This is a genomic window from Martinezella sp. CNPSo 3957 (genome assembly GCF_057784395.1).
Genome location: NZ_JBXSOU010000010.1, coordinates 98,355 through 116,985, shown reverse-complemented (window position 1 = coordinate 116,985; position 18,631 = coordinate 98,355). Strand labels below are relative to the sequence as shown.

Below are 18,631 nucleotides of genomic sequence, written 5' to 3'. Positions count from 1 at the left end.
ATCCCCCTCGGGCCCGCCCGACGCGTTCGCGAAGTCGAGCTAAAATCACTTTGAGAGGGCGTGCCTCTCGGATCGACCGGCGCAGCTATTCACCGAACAGCATGGTACCATAATCGGTGGCGCCATGCAGAAGATGGACGATGACGACCTTCGTGGATTCGACGCGATAAAAGATCAGATAGTTGCCATAGACGCGCCGGCGGATACCGTGGTGCTCGTAGCGGGGAACGAGGGAATAGCCCTTCGCATTATCGACAAGATCCTCGCACTTGCTGCGCAGCTCTCGGATGAATGACAGCGCGCGCTGGGGATTGTCCCTCGCGATATAATCGGCGATCTGCTCAAGGTCGTTTTCCGCCTCATAGGAAAACTCGAGGATCATGCCGATTTTTCGGCCTTGTCAGCCATCGCGCCGTATTTGGCCTCAAGCCGATCGAAGACATCGCTGGCCGGCTTCATTCGGCCAGCATCCCCATCGGCAATGCCGCGCATGATTGAGGCATCCAGCGCGGCAAGCCGGGTCTCGCGGTCCTGGACCAGTCGCACACCTTCCCGCAGGACTTCGCTTTTCGACCCATAGCGACCTGTCTCCACAAGTTGCTGAATATAGCTTTCGAGCTGCTTTCCCAGATCGGCACTAATCATGCGGTCCTCCATCTGATGTGATGCAGAGCAAGATAGGCCGTTTATCAACTATTATCAATCCCTCGCGACCTGACATCGAAGGAACTACTTTTTCGAGGCTGTTGATAGGCCGCCCTAAACGAGGGCGGCAAGGTTTGCTCATTTTCAGACGTCGCATGCATGAAAATTGACGGCGTTGTATTGAATACACGCCACTCTATGACGCGCGGACAGAACGGCCTTGAACTACCGCGTGCTTGCGCACAACTTCATATACGGCCTGTAATGTCTCCTATGAGCGTTGTCTGAAATCGCATTCGTCGAGCTTGCGAGCCGCGAAACTGCAGCTACGCGTGCGTCGGCGCCGATTGGTGCCCATCGGTGTTCATTTGCGTCGCGATTTCATCCAGTTTTGCATTTCGTCGTGACCCTGTTTCGATATCGATATACCGGTTTTATCAACGGGTTCCCTACGGATGAATGGATCAACGTCAAATGAAAATTCGGGTTAAAGCGTCGTGAAACTCGACAGTCAGGCAGCAGGAGGATGCCTCCCGCACTGGATCGGACTAACCGGTTCCCCAATAAGGACGCGAAATGCAAACTACCTATCTTTGCTCAGTTTCCGAGTATGAAGATGTGGCGCGCCATTGAAAGTTGATTGTTTGACCGGCGTGTCAGTAACAACAGCATATGCAGGTTGTTCTTGTTTTATTTAATATTGCTCCTTTGTTCGCTGTGTGGTCACGATCTTAATATATTTTCTTTAGAAGCTTCATGCCGTCCTGCATATCGGCTTTAAGCTCTAAGGATTCTATCATGAAGAAAATTATCGTATCGGCTTTGCTTGCATTAACGTTTCCTCTTACGGCACACGCCGCGACCTTGACATTTCCTGGTGACAAGCCCGTCGCAAGTATCACCATTCCAGATAGCTGGAAGCCGGAGGAAACCGACGGCGGCGTCCAGGGAACCTCAGACGATTCCGCCGTCTATCTTTCAGCCGAGGTCGCCAGCGACAAATCCATGGAGAAAGTTGTTACCGGCGCGGTCGATTTTCTCGCAAAAAATAAAGTGACGATCGACCCCTCAACTCAAAAGGAGACGCCCGCTACCGAGGTCAACGGTATGCAGATGGCCACTCTTGAGTGGGATGGTAAAGATGAAAACGGTCCAATTAGCGTCGGCTTGCTCATCGTCCAGGTGAGCGCCGAAAACGCTCTCGTGGTGACGTACTGGGGAGACAAGGGGGAAGAAGACAAGCACGATGCTGAAGTTAAGGCAATCGTCGCTTCGATCAAGCCGGTGGAATGACTTAGTCTGCGGCAGCGGGAAGCTTATCACTGCTGCCAACAGGTTGTTGAGTTCAGCCCTGCTTTCACCTTTTTCTACCCGGCGGTGACTCGCCGGGTGACCGATTTCTGACACATATCAACGAACGGGTCGTAATGGAACGGTCGCTTCAACCAGGCATCAGCATCGAATTCCCGAAATGATTTTGCGACCGACGACCGGTTGGGCGATCAGCCGCATCGAGCGGACGAGGATTGTCCCGGTGGCCGTCTAAGTCCTTTGATCAAGCGCCGCCCGCCGCTTCGATCTTGTGCCGGGTCAGGGATTGTACTTCCAGTCTCAATCTGATCTTTCCAACAATCGCAAGAACGAACCCAATGAGGCCCGAGAGGACCTGATCGACCTTTGGCGATCCTGTGTAAAGTAAGATCGCTTTAACGAACCACGCAGCAGACGGTCCGGCGTTTTGGCTAGAATGCACGCGTCCGGCCGAAGGAACGCAGCAGAAGATTGACTGATACGGCGACCTTGTCGAGCTCAGGAATGTCTCGCGAATAGTCTCCCGTATAGAGCTTTACGATCATCTGGTCTCGGATAGCGCCATCGAGGTCGAAATGAAGGTGGAGATAATAGGCTTGGCGATCGCCGCCTCGGCTCACGCTCCTGCGCCGCTGAGTGACTTGCTTCAGTTCAGCTTCAAAGGGTGCAAAGCCCCGAAGGTGCAGCAAGACGGATTTTGACTCGAAGCGTGAATCCGCCGCAACCGCGATAACGGCCTTATCGAGCGCCAAACTGACTAACCGACCAGGGATGTTATCTACGGAAGCCGGTTCGTCCAATTTGAACGCGTGAAACAATCGTTGCGGTTTCTCGAAACAAATAAGGGAGGCGATGACCAAGACGACAATGTTGATGCCGGCCCAGAAAGCGGCGATTGGCGAAAATTGCGCATCAATCTGTGTGGTCTCGGGGACAATGTCGATCATAAGTCCAATTGCCTGGATCGTGATCAAGGTCGCGATCCAGGCGAACGTATATTTGTCGAATTGATTGGCCTGGTTACTACTGCCTTTCGGCGTCACCCTGAATGGCTTGCCGAATGGTCTAATCAGGCTCGACACAACGGTCGGCAGCATTCGGAACGTGGCGAAGGTTCCGACGGCACTTGAGATTATCGGCAAATATCGTGTTGGCGTGATCCAAAGCATCAAAAGAAAATAGGCCGTCAGTAACGGCACCTGGTATGAGACATAGTCAGCAATATCCGTGAAATACAGCGGCAGCAGTCCGAACCACAGATAGGCGATCGGAATGACCAGGATCATCAGGCGAACCAGATATTGGACTATCCATGAAATAGGCAGGAACATGATTCGCTGAAACAAAGACAGGCCTGGGCCGCGCAACGGGCCATTGTGCAAGTAAAGCGTCTGAATGCCGCCTTGGCACCAGCGTTCGCGTTGCACAAAATAGCCGGTCAGGTTTTCCGCAGCGAGCCCCATTGACAGCCGCTCGTTCAAGTAGCGCGTCTTATAGCCTTCGTTGAGCATGGAGAGCGTGGTTAGCAAATCCTCGGTGATCGACTCTGTCGGAAAACCACCGATCGCGTCGACCGCCTTGCGCCGAGCGATCGAGCATGAACCACAGCAGAAACTGACATCCCATCCATCGCGGCTGGGCGCGATCTCGTCAAAAAACAGACGCTGCTCGTCGGGCCATATGTTCTCCAACCCCAGGTTCGTCTGAACCGGATCGGCATTGAAAAAGTGCTGGGGCGTCTGGACGATACCGATGCTCTCGTCGGAAAAGAAGGGCAGTGTACGACGAAGAAAGTGCCGGTAGGGCACGAAATCCGCATCGAAGACGGCAATGAATTCGCCCGAGCTGACTTTGAGACCGTTATTCATGTTGCCGGCCTTGGCGTGGGCATTGTCGCTGCGCGTTACGTGGATGGCATTTTTCTGGTCGCAAAAGGCCTTCAACCAATCCCGACGTTGGTCGTCGAGAACGTAGACTTTGAGTTTGTCTGCAGGGTAATCGAGCGACAATGCGCCGACGATTGTTCGTTCCAAAACGTCGAGTGGCTCATTGTAAGTAGGTATGAAGACGTCCACTGTCGGCAGTTCGCGTTCGTCATGCGAAAAAAAGACCTTGCCGAGCTCGTCCGTCTCGAGGCTCCGGTCGACGTAGCGGCTCATGAGGATGAGGAACAGCACAACGTCGGAAAATGCCAGCAGCTCGACGATAAAAACGAGCCATACCCAATAAAAGTTGGCTCCGCCATATGGATAAGGAAGAACGGTCTGCGTGAATCGCCAAAGCATGTAGCGCAATGCGACGAACGCGACGAACCCACAGGTGACGGCCCTCGTCCAACTATGATGGCGCGACCAATTGAATGGTCCGAGAAGAAAGAAGGCCATCACAAGAAAGGTCGGAGCAAGTGCTAGAAGATACTGAACCACAGGTTCTTGACCCAATTCGAAAAACCGAATCCATGTCTTGGAAAGCGGACCTGGACCGAACGTCCCACTTGGCAGAAATTTTCGAAGTCACTGTTCATGAAGGAAGGTTCGAGCCGAACCCTGATGCGGGCATTGCGTTGCGCTGTAACCGGCAGGCTGGCCGCAAACGAATCGGTTTCCGTGGTTGCCGAGCTGCCCTTTACGGAGACGACCGAGCCTTTGAAAACGTCGCTGCGTCCAAGCAAACGGACCTGCGCGGCCAGTCCTGGATAGATTTCGTCATAATCGACCTCGGGGACAAGGATGTCGACAAACAGTTCCCGGCAGTCGAGGATTCGCATAAGCTCGTTATTGAGCACGACGTTGGAGCCATTGACGATGCTTCTGCTCCATACGACTCCGTCGAACGGAGCCGTCGCAGTGGCGGATTCGAGGCTGCTGACGCGGATGCCCTCCTCCGTCAGTTGCTTTTCGACTTCGGCGGCGCGCGTTTCGTTCTCCGCGATCCGGGAATTAAGGTCGCTGATATGAACTATGACCTCGTCCTGGCGCTGCCGTGAGTAGGGGACGTCATTTTGCCCATCTCCGAAGACAAAAATGCCCTGCCGAACAGCGTCTAGGCGCTGCTGCAATTGATCAACGGTCAGATTGCTGACCTGGACCTCGCCCCCGGTCGCTGCGCCAGCGGCGCGCGCTGCATCCACCATCCGCTGCGTGAGAATACCCTTGGATTCGAGTTCTTCACGACGGCCGAGATCGACCTGCGCGGCGAGATCTTGAGCCTGTGAGACTTCGACCCTCTTTCGTAAAATTGCAACTTCGCGCTCAAGATTGGAAATCGTCGCCTTCTTGAAGATTTCCAGGCGATTTCCCAGTTGATCGCGAAGCTGCGTGAGATCGTCGCGTTCTTTCTTCAAAGCTGCGACGCGATCAAGGGCGGTATTGCGCTCTGCCTCAAGGGACGCGAGAACTGCGCGGTTCACGCGTGAATTGCTGATTTCAATGAGTTCCTGGCCAGCTTTGACAGGAATGCCGACCTTTACTGGCTCTCCTGAAATCACGCCATCGATAGGAGCGTTGAGGAGCGCAAGGCGGGCGTTGACGGTGCCATCTCGGCTTGTATAGCCGGTGATTGCCGGTAGGGAGACGACAATTGCAAGCGCCAGCAGCAAGAGGCCGACGGTGACACGGGTAATGCGATGATTCCAAATCATGTCAGCTTATTAGACCATCGGGTTAGCGGTGATCGGTCCGCCGACCTCGGCCGACAGAAATGCAACTAAGTCTTGTGTAATTTAGCTTGAAGGAATTTAACGGGCAAGTGGCCGCGATGCGTTGGTGTTAATGAATCGGAAGGCGCTGTCTCATTAGTGGCCGGCGGAGGCCCGGGCGCCGACGTCCACCTGCCGGAAAATGTCGTCGCCGAGTGGATACAGATTCACCCCTGGAGCTGCCAGTCCACTATCCGCCCCGCATTGCTCGTTCCGTCAAAGCCGATGTCCGATATTTAGGAATTTCAAACGGTTCCCTTTTGTAACGCTAGAGTCGTCGGTTCGGCTCTCTTCAAGAGCATAAAAATGAAAGGAATCTTGGAGAGGGTTCGAAAACTCGCTGTGGATATTGTCATTCAAATGCATTATCTTTGTGCTGAATGTGAGGATCGTCATGGCCGCCAACGCACTTGTCCAAACACGTATTGATGCTGAAGTTCGCGATCGTGCCTCAGCCGTTCTTGAGAGGATGGGCCTTACGGTATCGGACGCGGTTCGGATCTTACTCACCCGGACGGCCAATGAGGGTGCTCTGCCACTTGAACTTTTCTCAGGCAGTGAAGCTCACGACGCTTGGTTTCGCACAAAGGTGTTGGAAGCGTTGAACGATACTCGGCCCGATATTTCGGATGATGAAGTCGAGGCACATTTCGCTAAGCGTCGAGCTACGGCACGCCTCAGAGCGGATGACCGCAAATCGTGAAGCTGACGTGGTCTGCGTTCGCTCTGTCGGATCGCGACGCCATATTCACCTACATCGAGGCAGATAATCCTTCAGCCGCTGTCATGATCGACGAACGGATCATGGCTGCCACTCACCGCTTGACCGATTTTCCCACAAGCGGTCGCGTTGGAAGAATTGCAGGGATGCGCGAATGGCGATCAAGGGAACGCCTTATATCGCGGTATATGCCGTTACGGAGACGGCAATTCGTGTCCTTCGCGTCCTCCACGGCTCGCAGGAATGGCCAGAGATTTTGCCGATAGCTGACTTCTAGCCCGACGCGCTGCCTTCAGGTCCTCTGCGATGACCGCCGCCTCCATATCGAGCCATAGTTGGCAATCTCGTGAGATCGCCGCAGGTTCGCATCAGGTAGGGATTGCCGTTAGTTGTCGGTCAAGATCCTTAGCTTAATGCCCAGAAAGTATCGGGCTTCCGGTTCGATTCCCATCAACTGCAACGCAATCTGCGCCCTTTGCTAACAGCCAATCAGGCCTGAAGAATGTGCCTGCGCGTCAGTTCCATCAGGTGACCGACATCACCTCTCTCTATCGCATCAACCATCTGCTGGTGTTCGCGACCGGATTGCTCTATGCGGGCGCGCGTTCGCCACTGCGACACCGGCGCCGAAGACGTTCGCTGCCTGATTTCCGTGATCAGTTCCACGAGTTCCTGATTGCCGGCGAGAGCGAGCAAATGGCGGTGGAAGGCAAGGTTGGCTTCGTAAAGCTCAAGCATGGTGCCGTTCAGAACCAGATCGTCGAAGCGTGAGGAGAGAACCCGCAAATTCGCGATATCCGCCGCGCTCGCGTTCGCAACGATACGGTCGCTGACCGCGACCTCGAGAATGACGCGAATGTCGCTGACCTCCTGAGCCCGGCGTCCGTCCTGCTCATGGACGTGATAGCCACGATTGGGAACATGCTCCACCAGGCGCTTCTGCACCAGCCGGTCAAGCGCCCGGCGGACCTCGGGACGGGTGCAGTTGTATCGTCGTTCGAGATCGATCTGCTTCAGCCATGTTCCGGGCGGAAGCCTGCCGGCGAGGATATCCTGGAGAATGAGCTCGGTCACATCCGGCGTCTCCGCCTCGTGTGCTCGCGCAGTCGCCTCTGCTTCCAGCGAATTCATGCAGTTCTCCCCAGCCTTCCGTTTTCGGCGACGACTATCATAGCTATCCTTTGCTTCACAACGAGCCCGAATCTCGGTGCTGAAAAAATATTCATGCACATCTCTTGCGCACCCATTTCAATTGGCGCATAAATTGGCGCCAATTTGGATACCATTATATGAGGCGGCTTGTAAATCCATGCAAAATTCCGATGCGGTCTGGGAAATCGTCGAAAAAAAGCGCGCGGCCTTCTTTGAGCTGAGTGACCGGGTCTGGGACATTCCGGAGACGAATTACCTGGAGTACCAATCCGCCGAAGAGCATGCACGCCTGCTGGAAACTGAAGGTTTTCACGTCGAGCGCGGACTTGCTGGCTTGCCGACAGCAGTCATGGGAGAGGCCGGCGAGGGTGGGCCGGTCATCGCGATACTGGGTGAATTCGACGCGCTGCCGGGGCTGAGCCAGGAGGCGGGGGTTGCCGAGGAGCGGCCGCTGGTCGACGGCGGCAATGGTCATGGCTGCGGTCACAATATGCTCGGTGCCGGATCGATGCTCGCTGCCGCCGCCGTCAAGGATTTCCTTGCGGAGAACGGCTTGAAGGGGCGGGTGCGCTATTATGGATGTCCCGCTGAGGAGGGCGGCTCCTCGAAGGGCTTCATGGTCCGCGCCGGTGTTTTCGACGATGTCGATATCGCAATCTCCTGGCATCCGGCCGCCTTTGCCGGCGTCAACAATCCCATCTCGCTCGCCTGCAACGAAATCAATTTCCATTTTTCAGGCCGCGCCTCGCATGCCTCCGCCACGCCTCATCTCGGCCGCAGCGCTCTCGATGCGGTGGAGTTGATGAATGTCGGCGTCAACTATATGCGCGAACACATGCCTTCGACCGCGCGCATTCACTATGCCATCACGGATGCAGGTGGCGCGGCGCCCAACGTCGTGCAGGCGCGCGCAACCGTCCGCTACCTCGTGCGAGCGAGAACCTTGCCGGAGCTCCTGTCCCTGGTTGCTCGCGTCAAGAAAGTTGCCGAAGGTGCGGCGCTGATGACCGAGACGACGGTTCGTAGCGAGATCATCAGCGGCGACGCCAATCTTGTCGGCAACACGCCGCTCGAAGAATGCATGTTCTCGCATCTGCAGCGGCTCGGGCCGCCGGTATTCGATGATGCCGACCGGGAAACGGCCCGCAAGTTTCAGCAGACCTTCAATGCGGAGGATATCGCAGCCTCCTATGGCCGTTTCGCGCTGAAGCCGAAGAAGGATCAGCCGCTTTGCGAGGAGATTTTCCCGCTGAATGCCGGCGATGGCACACTGGTCGGCTCCACCGACGTGGGAACCGTCAGCTGGGTGGTCCCAACAGTGCAGATGCGCGGCGCAACCTATGCCATCGGCACGCCCGGTCATTCCTGGCAGCTGGTCGCCCAAGGCAAGCTGCCGGCTGCTCACAAGGGGACCGAGCACGCCGCCAAGGTGATGGCAAGCACGGCGGCCGATCTCATCCGTAATCCCGAGTTGATCGAAGCCGCCAAGGCCGATCACAAAGCTCGCCTTGAAGGAACGCCGTTCGTCAACCCGATCCCCGATGACGTCGAGCCGCCGCTGCCGGAGAAGGCCCATGCCTGACTTGACCCTGCAGCCAGATCGCGAACGCTTGATGGCGCATATCCGCGAGTTCGCCCTCCGGGTGAAATTATCCGGAACGCCGGAGGAGCTTGAGAGCTTTCATTATCTTCAGGCGCAGATGGACAGTTACGGATATCGCACACAGCTGCTGTCGCACGACGCTTTTATCAGCCTGCCCGGCGCGGCAAAAGTTGAGATCGAAGGCAAAGGTCTTCGTTGCATTACCCATTCGATGTCTGTTTCGAGCTGGGCAGGAGGTATAAGCGGCGACCTCGCCTATGTCGGCGAAGGTACGGAAGCCGATTTCGTCGGCAAGGACGTCGCCGGCAAGATCGTTCTGGTCGATGGAATTGCCACGGAAGAAGTCGCTGCACTTGCGAGTGCGGCTGGCGCTTGCGGCCAGCTTCATGTGAGCCCGAACGAACATCTCTACGAAATGTGCGTGTCGCCGGTCTGGGGCAGCCCGTCGCAACATACGCGGGCCCAACTCCCGAAGACCGTGATCTGCACGATTGCCAGGGAAGATGGCGTGCGCCTGCGCGAACGGCTCGCCAGAGGTGAAAAGGTGCGCGCAACGCTCACGGCAAAGGTCGACACTGGATGGCGCAAGACGCCGCTCCTTGTGGCCGATCTTCAGCCGGCGGGTGAGGACGAGCCATTCGTGCTGTTTTCAGGCCATCACGACACCTGGCATTTCGGTGTCATGGACAATGGCGGCGCCAACGCGACCATGCTGGAGGCGGCGCGCCTGCTTGCGCTTCAGGCAAGGGATTGGCAACGCGGCTTGCGCATCTGCTTCTGGTCGGGCCATTCGCACGGACGCTACTCCGGTTCTGCCTGGTATGCCGACGAATATTTTGACGAGCTCGATCGCCGTTGCATGGCCCACGTCAACGTCGATTCCACCGGCGGCGAGGGCGCGACTATCCTCACCAATTCCGGTGTCATCGATGAATTGAAGCCTCTGGCAGCCGAGGTAATCGAGCGGCTGACCGGGCAAAAGCATGCCGGCAGACGTCACGGCAGAGCCGCGGATCAATCCTTCTGGGGTGTCGGCATCCCCTCGATGTTCGGAAGTCTCAGCCATCAACCGCCCGGTCCCGTCAAGATGCTGACGGCGCTCGGCTGGTGGTGGCATACACCGCACGACACGGCAGAACATATCGATCCCGACAATCTCTATCGAGATACGCAGATCGTGCTTCAGATACTTTGGCGCCTGCTGACCTCGCCGATCCTGCCGTTGGACTATACCGTTTATGCGGATGCCCTCGGCAAACAGGTCGCTCAGCTGCAGACGGAGCTTGCGGGCCGCATTGACATCGCGGTTCTTGCAAAGGCCATCGACGAGCTGGGCATCAACGCGAAAGCCATATTGCAGGCAAAGGACCTATCCGCCGCCACGGCGGCGCGTATCAATGCCGCGCTCATGCGCGCCAGCCGCCATCTCGTGCCGCTGAACTATACGAGCGGCGAGCGCTTCCATCATGATCCCGCCCTCCCGCACGCGGCATGGCCGTCGCTGGAGGGGCTGCGAGCGCTGGCGGCCCTACCCGTGGCATCGCCAGAGACAGCTTTCTACGCCGTCCATGCCCGTCAGGTGAGAAATCGCCTCGCCCATGCGCTGAGGCAAGCCAACGCAGCATTACGTGCAGGCCTGGAGGACTGACGCAGTCATATCTCACACTAAAAAAGGCACTTCGAGGCCGAAAAGAGGGAACTGAAAATGAGGAATAGAAACCTGTTTGCTGCCGTGTTCAGCGCCATTGCCTTCCTCGCTCCGCTTGCGGCCGGCGCCAAGGAGTGGACGCATGTCAAGGTCGGCATCGAAGGCGCTTTTCCGCCCTGGAACCTCATGGATTCCAGTGGCAAGCTGGCCGGCTTTGACGTCGATCTCATCAATGACCTTTGCAAGCGCGCCAAGGTCGATTGCGAACTGATTGCCGGCGAATGGAATGCGATGATCCCGAGCCTCAATGCCGGCAAGTTCGATCTGGTAATGACGCTCGGCATCAATGAGAAGCGCAAACAGGTGGTCGATTTTACCGTGCCCTATGCAAGCGGTGTCGCGAGCTTCCTGCTCGTCAAGGATGGATCGGTTTCACGCTTGCCGATGACGGGTGAGCGGCTAAATCTCAACGACAAGGCGAAGGCGGATCCGGTTATGGCGGCGATCGGCAAGTCCTTGAACGGCAAGACGATCGGCGTGGTACAATCGACCAGCCAGGAGCAGTTGATCACCGCCTATTTCGGCTCCGATGTCACCGTGCGCGCCTATAAGAACTCCGGCGAACGCGATCTCGACCTGAAGGCAGGACGTATCGATGCCGCTTTCGACAGCGGCGTCTATGAGACCTCCGTCCTCGGCAAGCCGGGCAACGAGGACCTGATGATGTCGGGCCCGATGGTCAAGGGCGCGATGCTTGCGACGGAAGTGGCGCTCGGCATGCGCAAGGGCGAAACGGATCTGAAGGCCAAGTTCGATGAGGCCATCAAGCAGGCCGCCAAGGACGGAACGATCAAACAGCTCTCGGAAAAATGGAGCAAGATCGACCTGACGCCGACGTTCGACGCCAATTGAACGCCCTCGCGAGACATCGTCCCTAGCTGAGGCTTAGACAATGATACGATTTGCCAGAATCTGCTTTACCCGGGCAGCATCATGAACCAGCCAGGCATATTCGAACTTGCCGGCTTCGGCCCGGACGGCTGGGGGCATGCCCTTCTCGCCGGGGCATGGATGACGGTCCTGGTCGCGATTGCCGGCTATGCTGTCGGTGCCTTCATTGGGACCTTCGGTGCCTGGGCGAAGATTGCCGGCAATCGCTTTGCGCGCACGGTGGCCGATGCCTACACGACCGTATTGCGCGGCATTCCCGATCTGCTGGTCATCTATCTCTTCTATTTCGGGGGAAGCGCTGTCGTCACGGCGATTGGCAAGCTTTTCGGGGCGGAAGGCTTTCTTGGTTTTCCCGGATTTCTTGCCGGCTCGCTTGCCGTGGGCGTCACCTCGGGTGCCCAGTTCACGGAGGTGCTGCGGGGTGGGTTCAAGGCGGTGCATCCCGGTGAAATCGAGGCTGCCATTGCTTGCGGCATGCCGCGCTGGCTTCGCCTGCGGCGGATCATTGCGCCGTTGACCCTGCGTCATGCGCTTCCAGGCCTCGGCAATGTCTGGCAGGTCGTGCTGAAGGAATCGGCGCTGGTATCGATCACCGGCGTTGCCGAACTCTTGCGTCAGGCTCAGGTCGGTGCCGGCTCGACCGGGCTTCCGTTCGATTTCTATCTGATCGCCGGCGCGATCTATCTGATGATCTCGACGTCTTCGAGCCTCATCCTTCAACAGGCCGAGCGGCGGTTGTCGCGCGGCGTGAGGAGGCGTTGATGGATTGGCAGTTTCTCGCAGAAACATTCCTGAGCCTGATCGCCGCGATCCCCCTGACGATCGAGCTTGCCGTAACGTCGATCTGCCTCGGCGCCATCCTGGCACTGCTGCTGGCGCTGGCGCGCCTTTCCGGCATCGCCGTGCTGGATTGGTTCGCGCGGCTCTATGTCTTTATCTTCCGCGGCACGCCGCTATTGGTGCAGATATTTCTCATCTATTACGGCCTCGGCCAGTTTCCGGCCATACGGCACAGCATTTTCTGGCCGTTCCTGCGCGATCCCTACTGGTGCGCTGTTCTGGCGCTGACCTTGAATACCGCGGCCTATGCCAGCGAAATCATTCGCGGCGGCCTGCTTTCGGTACCGCACGGTCAGATCGAGGCTGCTCGTGCTTGCGGCATGCATCGCTTTCTGATGTTTCGCCGGATCATATTGCCACTGGCGATCCGCCAAGCCTTGCCCGGCTATGGCAACGAAATGATATCGATGGTCAAGGCGACGTCGCTTGCCTCGATCATCACGCTGATGGAGGTAACGGGCGTCGCCGCCAAGATCATCTCGGAAACCTATAGGGCAATCGAAGTTTTCGTGGTCTCCGGAGCAATCTATCTCCTCATCAATTTCGTGCTGACGCGTCTCATTCAATTTGCCGAATACCGGTTGAGCCCGCATTTGCGCGCTCCTCTGCTCGTCACGCGAGAGAGTGCCGCAACGGCGACCCCTGCAGGAGAATCCCAATGACGGCCATGCCAATCGCACTCAGCGTGCGCGACATGCATAAGAGCTTCGGGCCTGTCGAGGTCCTCAAGGGCATTTCCCTCGATGCGATGGAAGGCGATGTCGTCTCGATTCTCGGCTCGTCCGGTTCGGGGAAATCGACATTTCTTCGCTGCATCAATCTGCTGGAGACACCGGATTCCGGTGAGGTGACCGTCTCGGGCGAAACGATCCGCATGCAGCGCAACGCCCGAGGCGCGCACCGTGCGGCGGATGGAGAGCAGGTCGACCGGATCCGTTCGCAGCTCGGAATGGTGTTCCAAAGCTTCAATCTCTGGTCTCACAAGACGATCCTCGAAAACCTGATCGAGGCGCCGATCCACGTTCAGCGCCGCTCGCGCGCCGAATGTATAGAGGAAGCCGAAGCCCTGCTCGCCAAGGTCGGCATTGCCGACAAGCGCAATTTCTATCCTGCCCATCTCTCCGGCGGCCAGCAGCAGCGCGCCGCCATTGCCCGCGCTCTCGCCATGCACCCGAAGGTGATGCTGTTCGACGAGCCGACGTCGGCTCTCGACCCCGAGCTTGTCGGCGAAGTGCTGCGCGTCATGCGCTCTCTTGCCGAGGAAGGGCGCACGATGCTGGTCGTCACGCATGAGATGGGTTTTGCGCGCGACGTCTCCAGCCGCGTCATCTTCCTGCACAGGGGCGTCGTCGAGGAAGACGGCAAGCCCCAGGACGTCTTTTCGAACTCGCAATCGGAGCGCTTCCGCCAGTTCATCAGCCAATAACGCATCACGCTCAATCAAGAAGGGGAACTCGAGCATGAAATACCTGACTGCAATTTTGACGGCGTTCATGATGATCGCCGCCTTGGCCGTTTCGACGGCGGTACGCGCTGAGGAAAAGAAATGGACACATGTGACGATCGCGACCGAAGGCGCTTTCCGGCCGTGGAACTTTACCAAGGCTGACGGCAGCCTCGACGGCTATGAAATCGAGCTGATCAAATATTTCTGCGCCCATATGAAGGTTGAATGCACGACCGTGATCCAGCCCTTTGATGGCATGATCCCGGCGCTGAATGCCGGCAAGTTCGATGCGATCATTTCCGGCATGTCGGCGACTGCCAAGCGTGAAGAAGTCATTGCCTTCAGCGATTCCTACGGTACGACCGGGCAGACTTTTGCGACATTGAAAGACTCCCCACTTGCCAACCTGCCTTTGAAGGGCGAAGTCTTTTCGCTCGCAACGGACGAAGCCGGCGCCGCCAAGGCGGTGAAGGAGCTTGAACCCTTGCTCAAGGGCAAGACGATCGGCGTGCAGACCGCATCGATCGCTGCGACTTTCCTGGATAAATACCTGAAGGGCGTTGCCGAGATCCGCGAATACAAGACCACCGAACAGCATGATCTTGATCTGAAGGCCGGCCGCGTCGATATCATCATGGCGTCCATGGCCTATCTTTCGACGGCAGCGGCAAAGCCGGGCAATGAGGACATGATCGTCGCTGGCCCGCGTTTCCAGGGGGGCATGCTCGGTCGCGGCAGCTCCGTCGGTTTGCGCAAGGACGACGTGGAGCTGAAAGCCATGTTCAACGATGCGATCGCCGCAGCCAAGGCCGACGGCACGATCGCTAAGCTCTCTCAGAAGTGGTTCGGTTTTGACGTGACGCCGAAGTGAAACGCTACTGACATCCCGATCCTATGCGGGGCTGCACGGACATTGAAGCAGGTGTGTCACTTACGCTGATTTCACGGCTTTCGGTTTTGCGGAGATTCTCACATCACGTTTTTCCCACTCCATGTTCCGGCGTGGGAAACTCGGCTTTATCGAGTTTTGCGTCGTCTTAGTACTCAGGCCAAGCTCTTTACTGGAATATAGAAGCCCCGCGTCCAAGATTACTGCCAAACGTGCCGGGCCTGTGGGCAGGATAGGCCGCCTGACTGATCTCGTTTGCTGCCCGCTAGGTCGTCATCAGCTGCACTCGTGCAACTGATTTTTCAGGCGACCAAAGATTTGGAAAGCAGAAAAAGCCGCGGCTTTCCATCGATTATCGCCGAAACACAGATCCTTTGTGATCTCGAAGGGCAAGCTATTCACTCAAGTGCAAGTTGCTCGCATTGGAACAACTAAGCTGCCTGTAGGTTAGGTTCGGTGATTGTCGAAACAATAATTCACTGCCGCGTCACGCGTGGAGAATTGCCTGATGCCACTCGCAGCTCAGTCAGATACCGCATTCAACCATCCGCGGATCTACTATGTGAATCCATTGCTGCTGGCGGGGCGAGACCGATGGAGCGAGGTATTTGATCACGCGAGCATGCTCGGCTTCGACATCGTGCTCTCGGCTCCGCCCTTTCGCAAAAAGACAGGCACTGGTCTTTTTTCCACGGACAATTACGAGCATCTGGATCCGGCGCTCGAGCTGGAAGGAGATGCAAAAGAGGCTCTTTCCATGCTGGCGCAGGAGGCGCGAGCATCGGGGATCGAACTCATGCTGGATTTTGTGGTTACCGCGTATGATGCGGGGACTACAACCGACGTTACCCCGCTCGACCCACGGCGGTCGCCCCTCTCTTCAACTAAGCCTATAGCGCTATTGCCGGCCGCGGTAATCGACGAGTGGGAAGCGCGGCTGACGGAGCTTGCGTCCTGTGGGATCGCCGGTTATCGGGTCCTTGGGCTCGCCGGCGTGCCTGCCGATGGCTGGCGACGCTTGATGACCAGCGCGAAAACGGCACGACCGGGAACCAGGTTTTTTGCGTACACGCCGGGAACCGATTTCGCTCTGCGTTCAGCATTACAGGACTGCGGCTTCGATGGTGCCTTTTCCTCGCTTGCCTGGTGGGATCTGCGCGAAAGCTGGTTCCTGGAGGAATATCACCTGCAGCTTCCTTTCGGACCGCAGATCGCCTTTCCAGAGGTGCCGTTTGGAAGGCGTTTGGCACATGGTACCGAAAGCAGGGAAATCCGCGAGCGAAAATCACGCCGCGCCCTCCATCTTGCGGCCGAACTCGGCGACGGATTGCTGGTGCCAATGGGTTTCGAATTTGGCGCCACCCTGCCGCTCGATCCGACATATGGTCATGGACAGGGTCTGCGTATCCTCAAAGCTGAGGGAGCCTACGATATCTCGGCCGATATACGCGACCTGAATTCTGCTTCACGCGCGCCCACTCAATGGATGCTTCTTCAATGTGAAACAACGAGCCAAGTGACGGTGATCGCCCAGGCTGATCGGCCCGCATTACGGGGTGCAACTCAGGCGCGGCTTCTCGCTGTCAACAGAGATCTGCGTCGTGCCGCGGAACTGCCTGACGACATCATGCGTCGCTTGGCTTCGCCTTTCCTGCCCATAGAGGCGATGCTTAGTCACCGGAGGATCGCTCCAGGCGAGGTATGTGTTGTTACAACGGAGGCCCGCTCCGCCGTCATGGCTGACGAAGGGGAATTGTCCCTCGCTGAAGCGACAGCTTCTCCGCGCATCGCCATCGAGCATGTTACGCCGCAGGTCGACGATGGCCGTTTTGCGGTCAAGCGCATCGTCGGCGATACCGTGGTCGTTGAGGCGGACATCTTTGCAGATGGCCATGATCTGCTGTCGGCCGCTCTCCTTTACCGCACCCGCGATGAGCTGGATTGGCGTCAAACCAAAATGGTCCTTTCCGAAAACGATCGTTGGCGGGGCGCCTTCCTTCTCGATCGCGTGGGCCGCTTCGATTTCATGGTCGAAGCCTGGAAAAATCCCTTCGCCATCTTCCGCCACGAGCTTCTCAAGAAGAGCGAGGCGCGGCTCGATCTGCGGCTGGAATTGATCGAAGGCGAAGAGTTGATCCGCGATGCCGCAGCCGATGGCGGCATACCGATGAGGGATGAGGACAGGGCGGAGCTCGGTGCGCTGCTTGCCGAGCTCGAAAGGCGCGACGGGCCGGGCAAGCTTGAATTGCTGCTTGCCACACGCACAAACAAACTCATGGCGCTCGCCGACCGCCGTCCCTTTGCCTCGCACTCGCGGATCTATGGTGTGGAAGCCGAGCGCCGAGAGGCCGCCTTTGCGAGCTGGTATCAGATCTTTCCACGTTCGCAGAGCGGTGACCCCCATCGCCATGGCACGTTCGAGGACGTCATCGCACGTTTGCCGGCAATCCGGGATATGGGCTTTGACGTGCTCTACTTCCCGCCGATCCATCCGATCGGCCACACCAACCGTAAAGGCCGGAACAATTCTCTCGTCGCCGCTCCCACGGACCCGGGCAGTCCTTACGCAATTGGTTCGGAAGCCGGCGGGCATGAAGCGATCCACCCCCTCCTTGGACAATTCGATGACTTCGAGCATCTGATTTCGGAAGCAGGGCGGTTCGGATTGGAGATCGCGCTCGACCTGGCGATTCAAGCCTCTCCCGACCACCCGTGGCTAAAGGAACATCCGGGGTGGTTCGACTGGCGCCCCGACGGTACGATCCGTTATGCGGAAAATCCGCCGAAGAAATACGAAGATATCGTCAATGTCGATTTCTACGCACCGGAGGCGGTGCCGGCACTTTGGGCCGAACTGCGCGACATCGTCGAAATGTGGATCGAGGAAGGCGTAGAAATCTTTCGCGTCGACAATCCCCATACCAAGCCTTTTCCCTTCTGGGAGTGGCTGATCGGCGATATTCGCGCGCGTCATCCGAAGGTCGTGTTTCTTTCGGAAGCCTTCACAAGGCCGAAGGTGATGTACCGGCTGGCGAAGGTCGGCTTCTCCCAGTCCTACACCTACTTTACATGGCGCAACACAAGAGCGGAGCTGGAGGAATATCTGACCGAGCTTACTCAAGGTGAGGTCACCGAATTCTTTCGTCCGCATTTCTTCGTCAACACCCATGATATCAATCCGGACTTCCTGCAGAACGCGCCGCGCTCAGCCTATTTGATCCGGGCCGCACTGGCTGCCACGCTGTCCGGCCTTTGGGGCGTTTATAACGGCTTCGAACTTTGCGAGGGACGGCCGGATGCCAAGCGCAAGGAATATGCCGATAGTGAAAAATACGAGATCCGCGCCTGGGATTACGATCGACCGGGCAACATCAAGGCGGAAATCTCGATGCTCAACCGCATTCGCAAGAATAATTCAGCCCTGCATTCACATCTCGGCCTGACCTTTCTGCCCTCATCGAACCCCAACGTCATGTTTTTCGAGAAGGCAAGCGTCGGACGCCACAACGTTCTTTTTGTCGCCGTGACGCTCAATCCGCACGCGATAGAGGAAAGCAATATCGAATTTCCGCTCTGGCGGTTCGGCTTGGCAGATGATGGCACACTCGCTTTCGAGGATCTCGTCAGCGGCCAAAGATTCAGTCGTTCGGGGAAGTGGCAGATGATCCGCCTCGATCCGGCTTATTTGCCTTTTGCCATTTGGCGCGTCAGGGCAGGGGAGGTCTGA

General features: G+C 57.4%; 15 protein-coding genes and 1 pseudogene. 11 read left to right on the top strand and 5 right to left on the bottom strand.

What is annotated here, in order from left to right:
* Positions 1 to 85: 85 nt before the first annotated feature.
* Together AC13QE_RS22405 and AC13QE_RS22400 are read right to left on the bottom strand one after the other, a co-directional pair.
* Positions 86 to 382, bottom strand: coding sequence for a type II toxin-antitoxin system RelE/ParE family toxin (locus AC13QE_RS22405; protein ID WP_488485300.1), 297 nt, complete (start codon positions 380 to 382; stop codon positions 86 to 88).
* Entirely contained in the window at positions 379 to 645 is a 267-nt protein-coding gene (locus AC13QE_RS22400) for a type II toxin-antitoxin system ParD family antitoxin (protein WP_488485299.1), read from the bottom strand. Before AC13QE_RS22400 ends, AC13QE_RS22405 begins: the two co-directional genes overlap by 4 nt.
* Positions 646 to 1,443: 798 nt before the next feature.
* Here AC13QE_RS22400 and AC13QE_RS22395 point away from each other — a divergent pair.
* Positions 1,444 to 1,938, top strand: coding sequence for a histidine kinase (locus tag AC13QE_RS22395; protein WP_488485298.1), 495 nt, complete (start codon positions 1,444 to 1,446; stop codon positions 1,936 to 1,938).
* Between the two features lie 449 nt (positions 1,939 to 2,387).
* On the opposite strand, the gene AC13QE_RS22390 is transcribed toward AC13QE_RS22395, so the two are convergent.
* Both AC13QE_RS22390 and AC13QE_RS22385 read right to left on the bottom strand, forming a co-directional pair.
* The gene (locus AC13QE_RS22390; RefSeq protein ID WP_488485297.1) at positions 2,388 to 4,382 is read right to left on the bottom strand and encodes a glycosyltransferase family 2 protein; all 1,995 of its coding nucleotides are present in this window, start codon (positions 4,380 to 4,382) and stop codon (positions 2,388 to 2,390) included.
* Positions 4,364 to 5,596, bottom strand: coding sequence for an HlyD family secretion protein (locus AC13QE_RS22385; protein WP_488485296.1), 1,233 nt, complete (start codon positions 5,594 to 5,596; stop codon positions 4,364 to 4,366). Before AC13QE_RS22385 ends, AC13QE_RS22390 begins: the two co-directional genes overlap by 19 nt.
* Positions 5,597 to 6,047: 451 nt before the next feature.
* Between AC13QE_RS22385 and AC13QE_RS22380 the strand changes: the two genes are divergently transcribed.
* Positions 6,048 to 6,356, top strand: a complete 309-nt coding sequence (locus tag AC13QE_RS22380) for a type II toxin-antitoxin system RelB/DinJ family antitoxin (protein ID WP_488485295.1) — start codon at positions 6,048 to 6,050, stop codon at positions 6,354 to 6,356.
* Positions 6,353 to 6,651: pseudogene (locus AC13QE_RS22375) on the top strand (type II toxin-antitoxin system RelE/ParE family toxin). Before AC13QE_RS22380 ends, AC13QE_RS22375 begins: the two are co-directional and overlap by 4 nt.
* A gap of 212 nt (positions 6,652 to 6,863) precedes the next feature.
* Here AC13QE_RS22375 and AC13QE_RS22370 read toward each other — a convergent pair.
* Positions 6,864 to 7,505: a GntR family transcriptional regulator gene (locus AC13QE_RS22370; protein WP_488485294.1), complete on the bottom strand. Its 642-nt coding sequence runs from the start codon at positions 7,503 to 7,505 to the stop codon at positions 6,864 to 6,866.
* Positions 7,506 to 7,683: 178 nt separating this feature from the next.
* On the opposite strand from AC13QE_RS22370, the gene AC13QE_RS22365 reads away from it, so the two are divergent.
* The 8 genes from AC13QE_RS22365 to AC13QE_RS22330 all read left to right on the top strand — a co-directional run bounded on the left by AC13QE_RS22365 (position 7,684) and on the right by AC13QE_RS22330 (position 18,631).
* Positions 7,684 to 9,108, top strand: a complete 1,425-nt coding sequence (locus AC13QE_RS22365; protein ID WP_488485293.1) for a M20 family metallopeptidase — start codon at positions 7,684 to 7,686, stop codon at positions 9,106 to 9,108.
* Positions 9,101 to 10,777: a M28 family metallopeptidase gene (locus AC13QE_RS22360; protein WP_488485292.1), complete on the top strand. Its 1,677-nt coding sequence runs from the start codon at positions 9,101 to 9,103 to the stop codon at positions 10,775 to 10,777. Before AC13QE_RS22365 ends, AC13QE_RS22360 begins: the two co-directional genes overlap by 8 nt.
* Positions 10,778 to 10,834: 57 nt before the next feature.
* Positions 10,835 to 11,689, top strand: coding sequence for a transporter substrate-binding domain-containing protein (locus AC13QE_RS22355; RefSeq protein ID WP_488485291.1), 855 nt, complete (start codon positions 10,835 to 10,837; stop codon positions 11,687 to 11,689).
* Between the two features lie 81 nt (positions 11,690 to 11,770).
* A complete protein-coding gene (locus AC13QE_RS22350; RefSeq protein WP_488485290.1) occupies positions 11,771 to 12,490 on the top strand; it encodes an ABC transporter permease in 720 nt (239 codons plus the stop codon).
* On the top strand, positions 12,490 to 13,230 hold the full coding sequence (locus AC13QE_RS22345; protein WP_488485289.1) for an ABC transporter permease: 741 nt from the start codon (positions 12,490 to 12,492) through the stop codon (positions 13,228 to 13,230). Before AC13QE_RS22350 ends, AC13QE_RS22345 begins: the two co-directional genes overlap by 1 nt.
* A complete protein-coding gene (locus tag AC13QE_RS22340; protein ID WP_488485288.1) occupies positions 13,227 to 13,994 on the top strand; it encodes an ABC transporter ATP-binding protein in 768 nt (255 codons plus the stop codon). Before AC13QE_RS22345 ends, AC13QE_RS22340 begins: the two co-directional genes overlap by 4 nt.
* Before the next feature lie 67 nt (positions 13,995 to 14,061).
* Positions 14,062 to 14,886 carry a transporter substrate-binding domain-containing protein gene (locus tag AC13QE_RS22335; protein ID WP_488485390.1) on the top strand — a complete coding sequence of 275 codons (825 nt, stop codon included), beginning with the start codon at positions 14,062 to 14,064 and terminating at the stop codon, positions 14,884 to 14,886.
* Positions 14,887 to 15,412: 526 nt separating this feature from the next.
* Entirely contained in the window at positions 15,413 to 18,631 is a 3,219-nt protein-coding gene (locus AC13QE_RS22330) for an alpha-1,4-glucan--maltose-1-phosphate maltosyltransferase (protein ID WP_488485287.1), read from the top strand.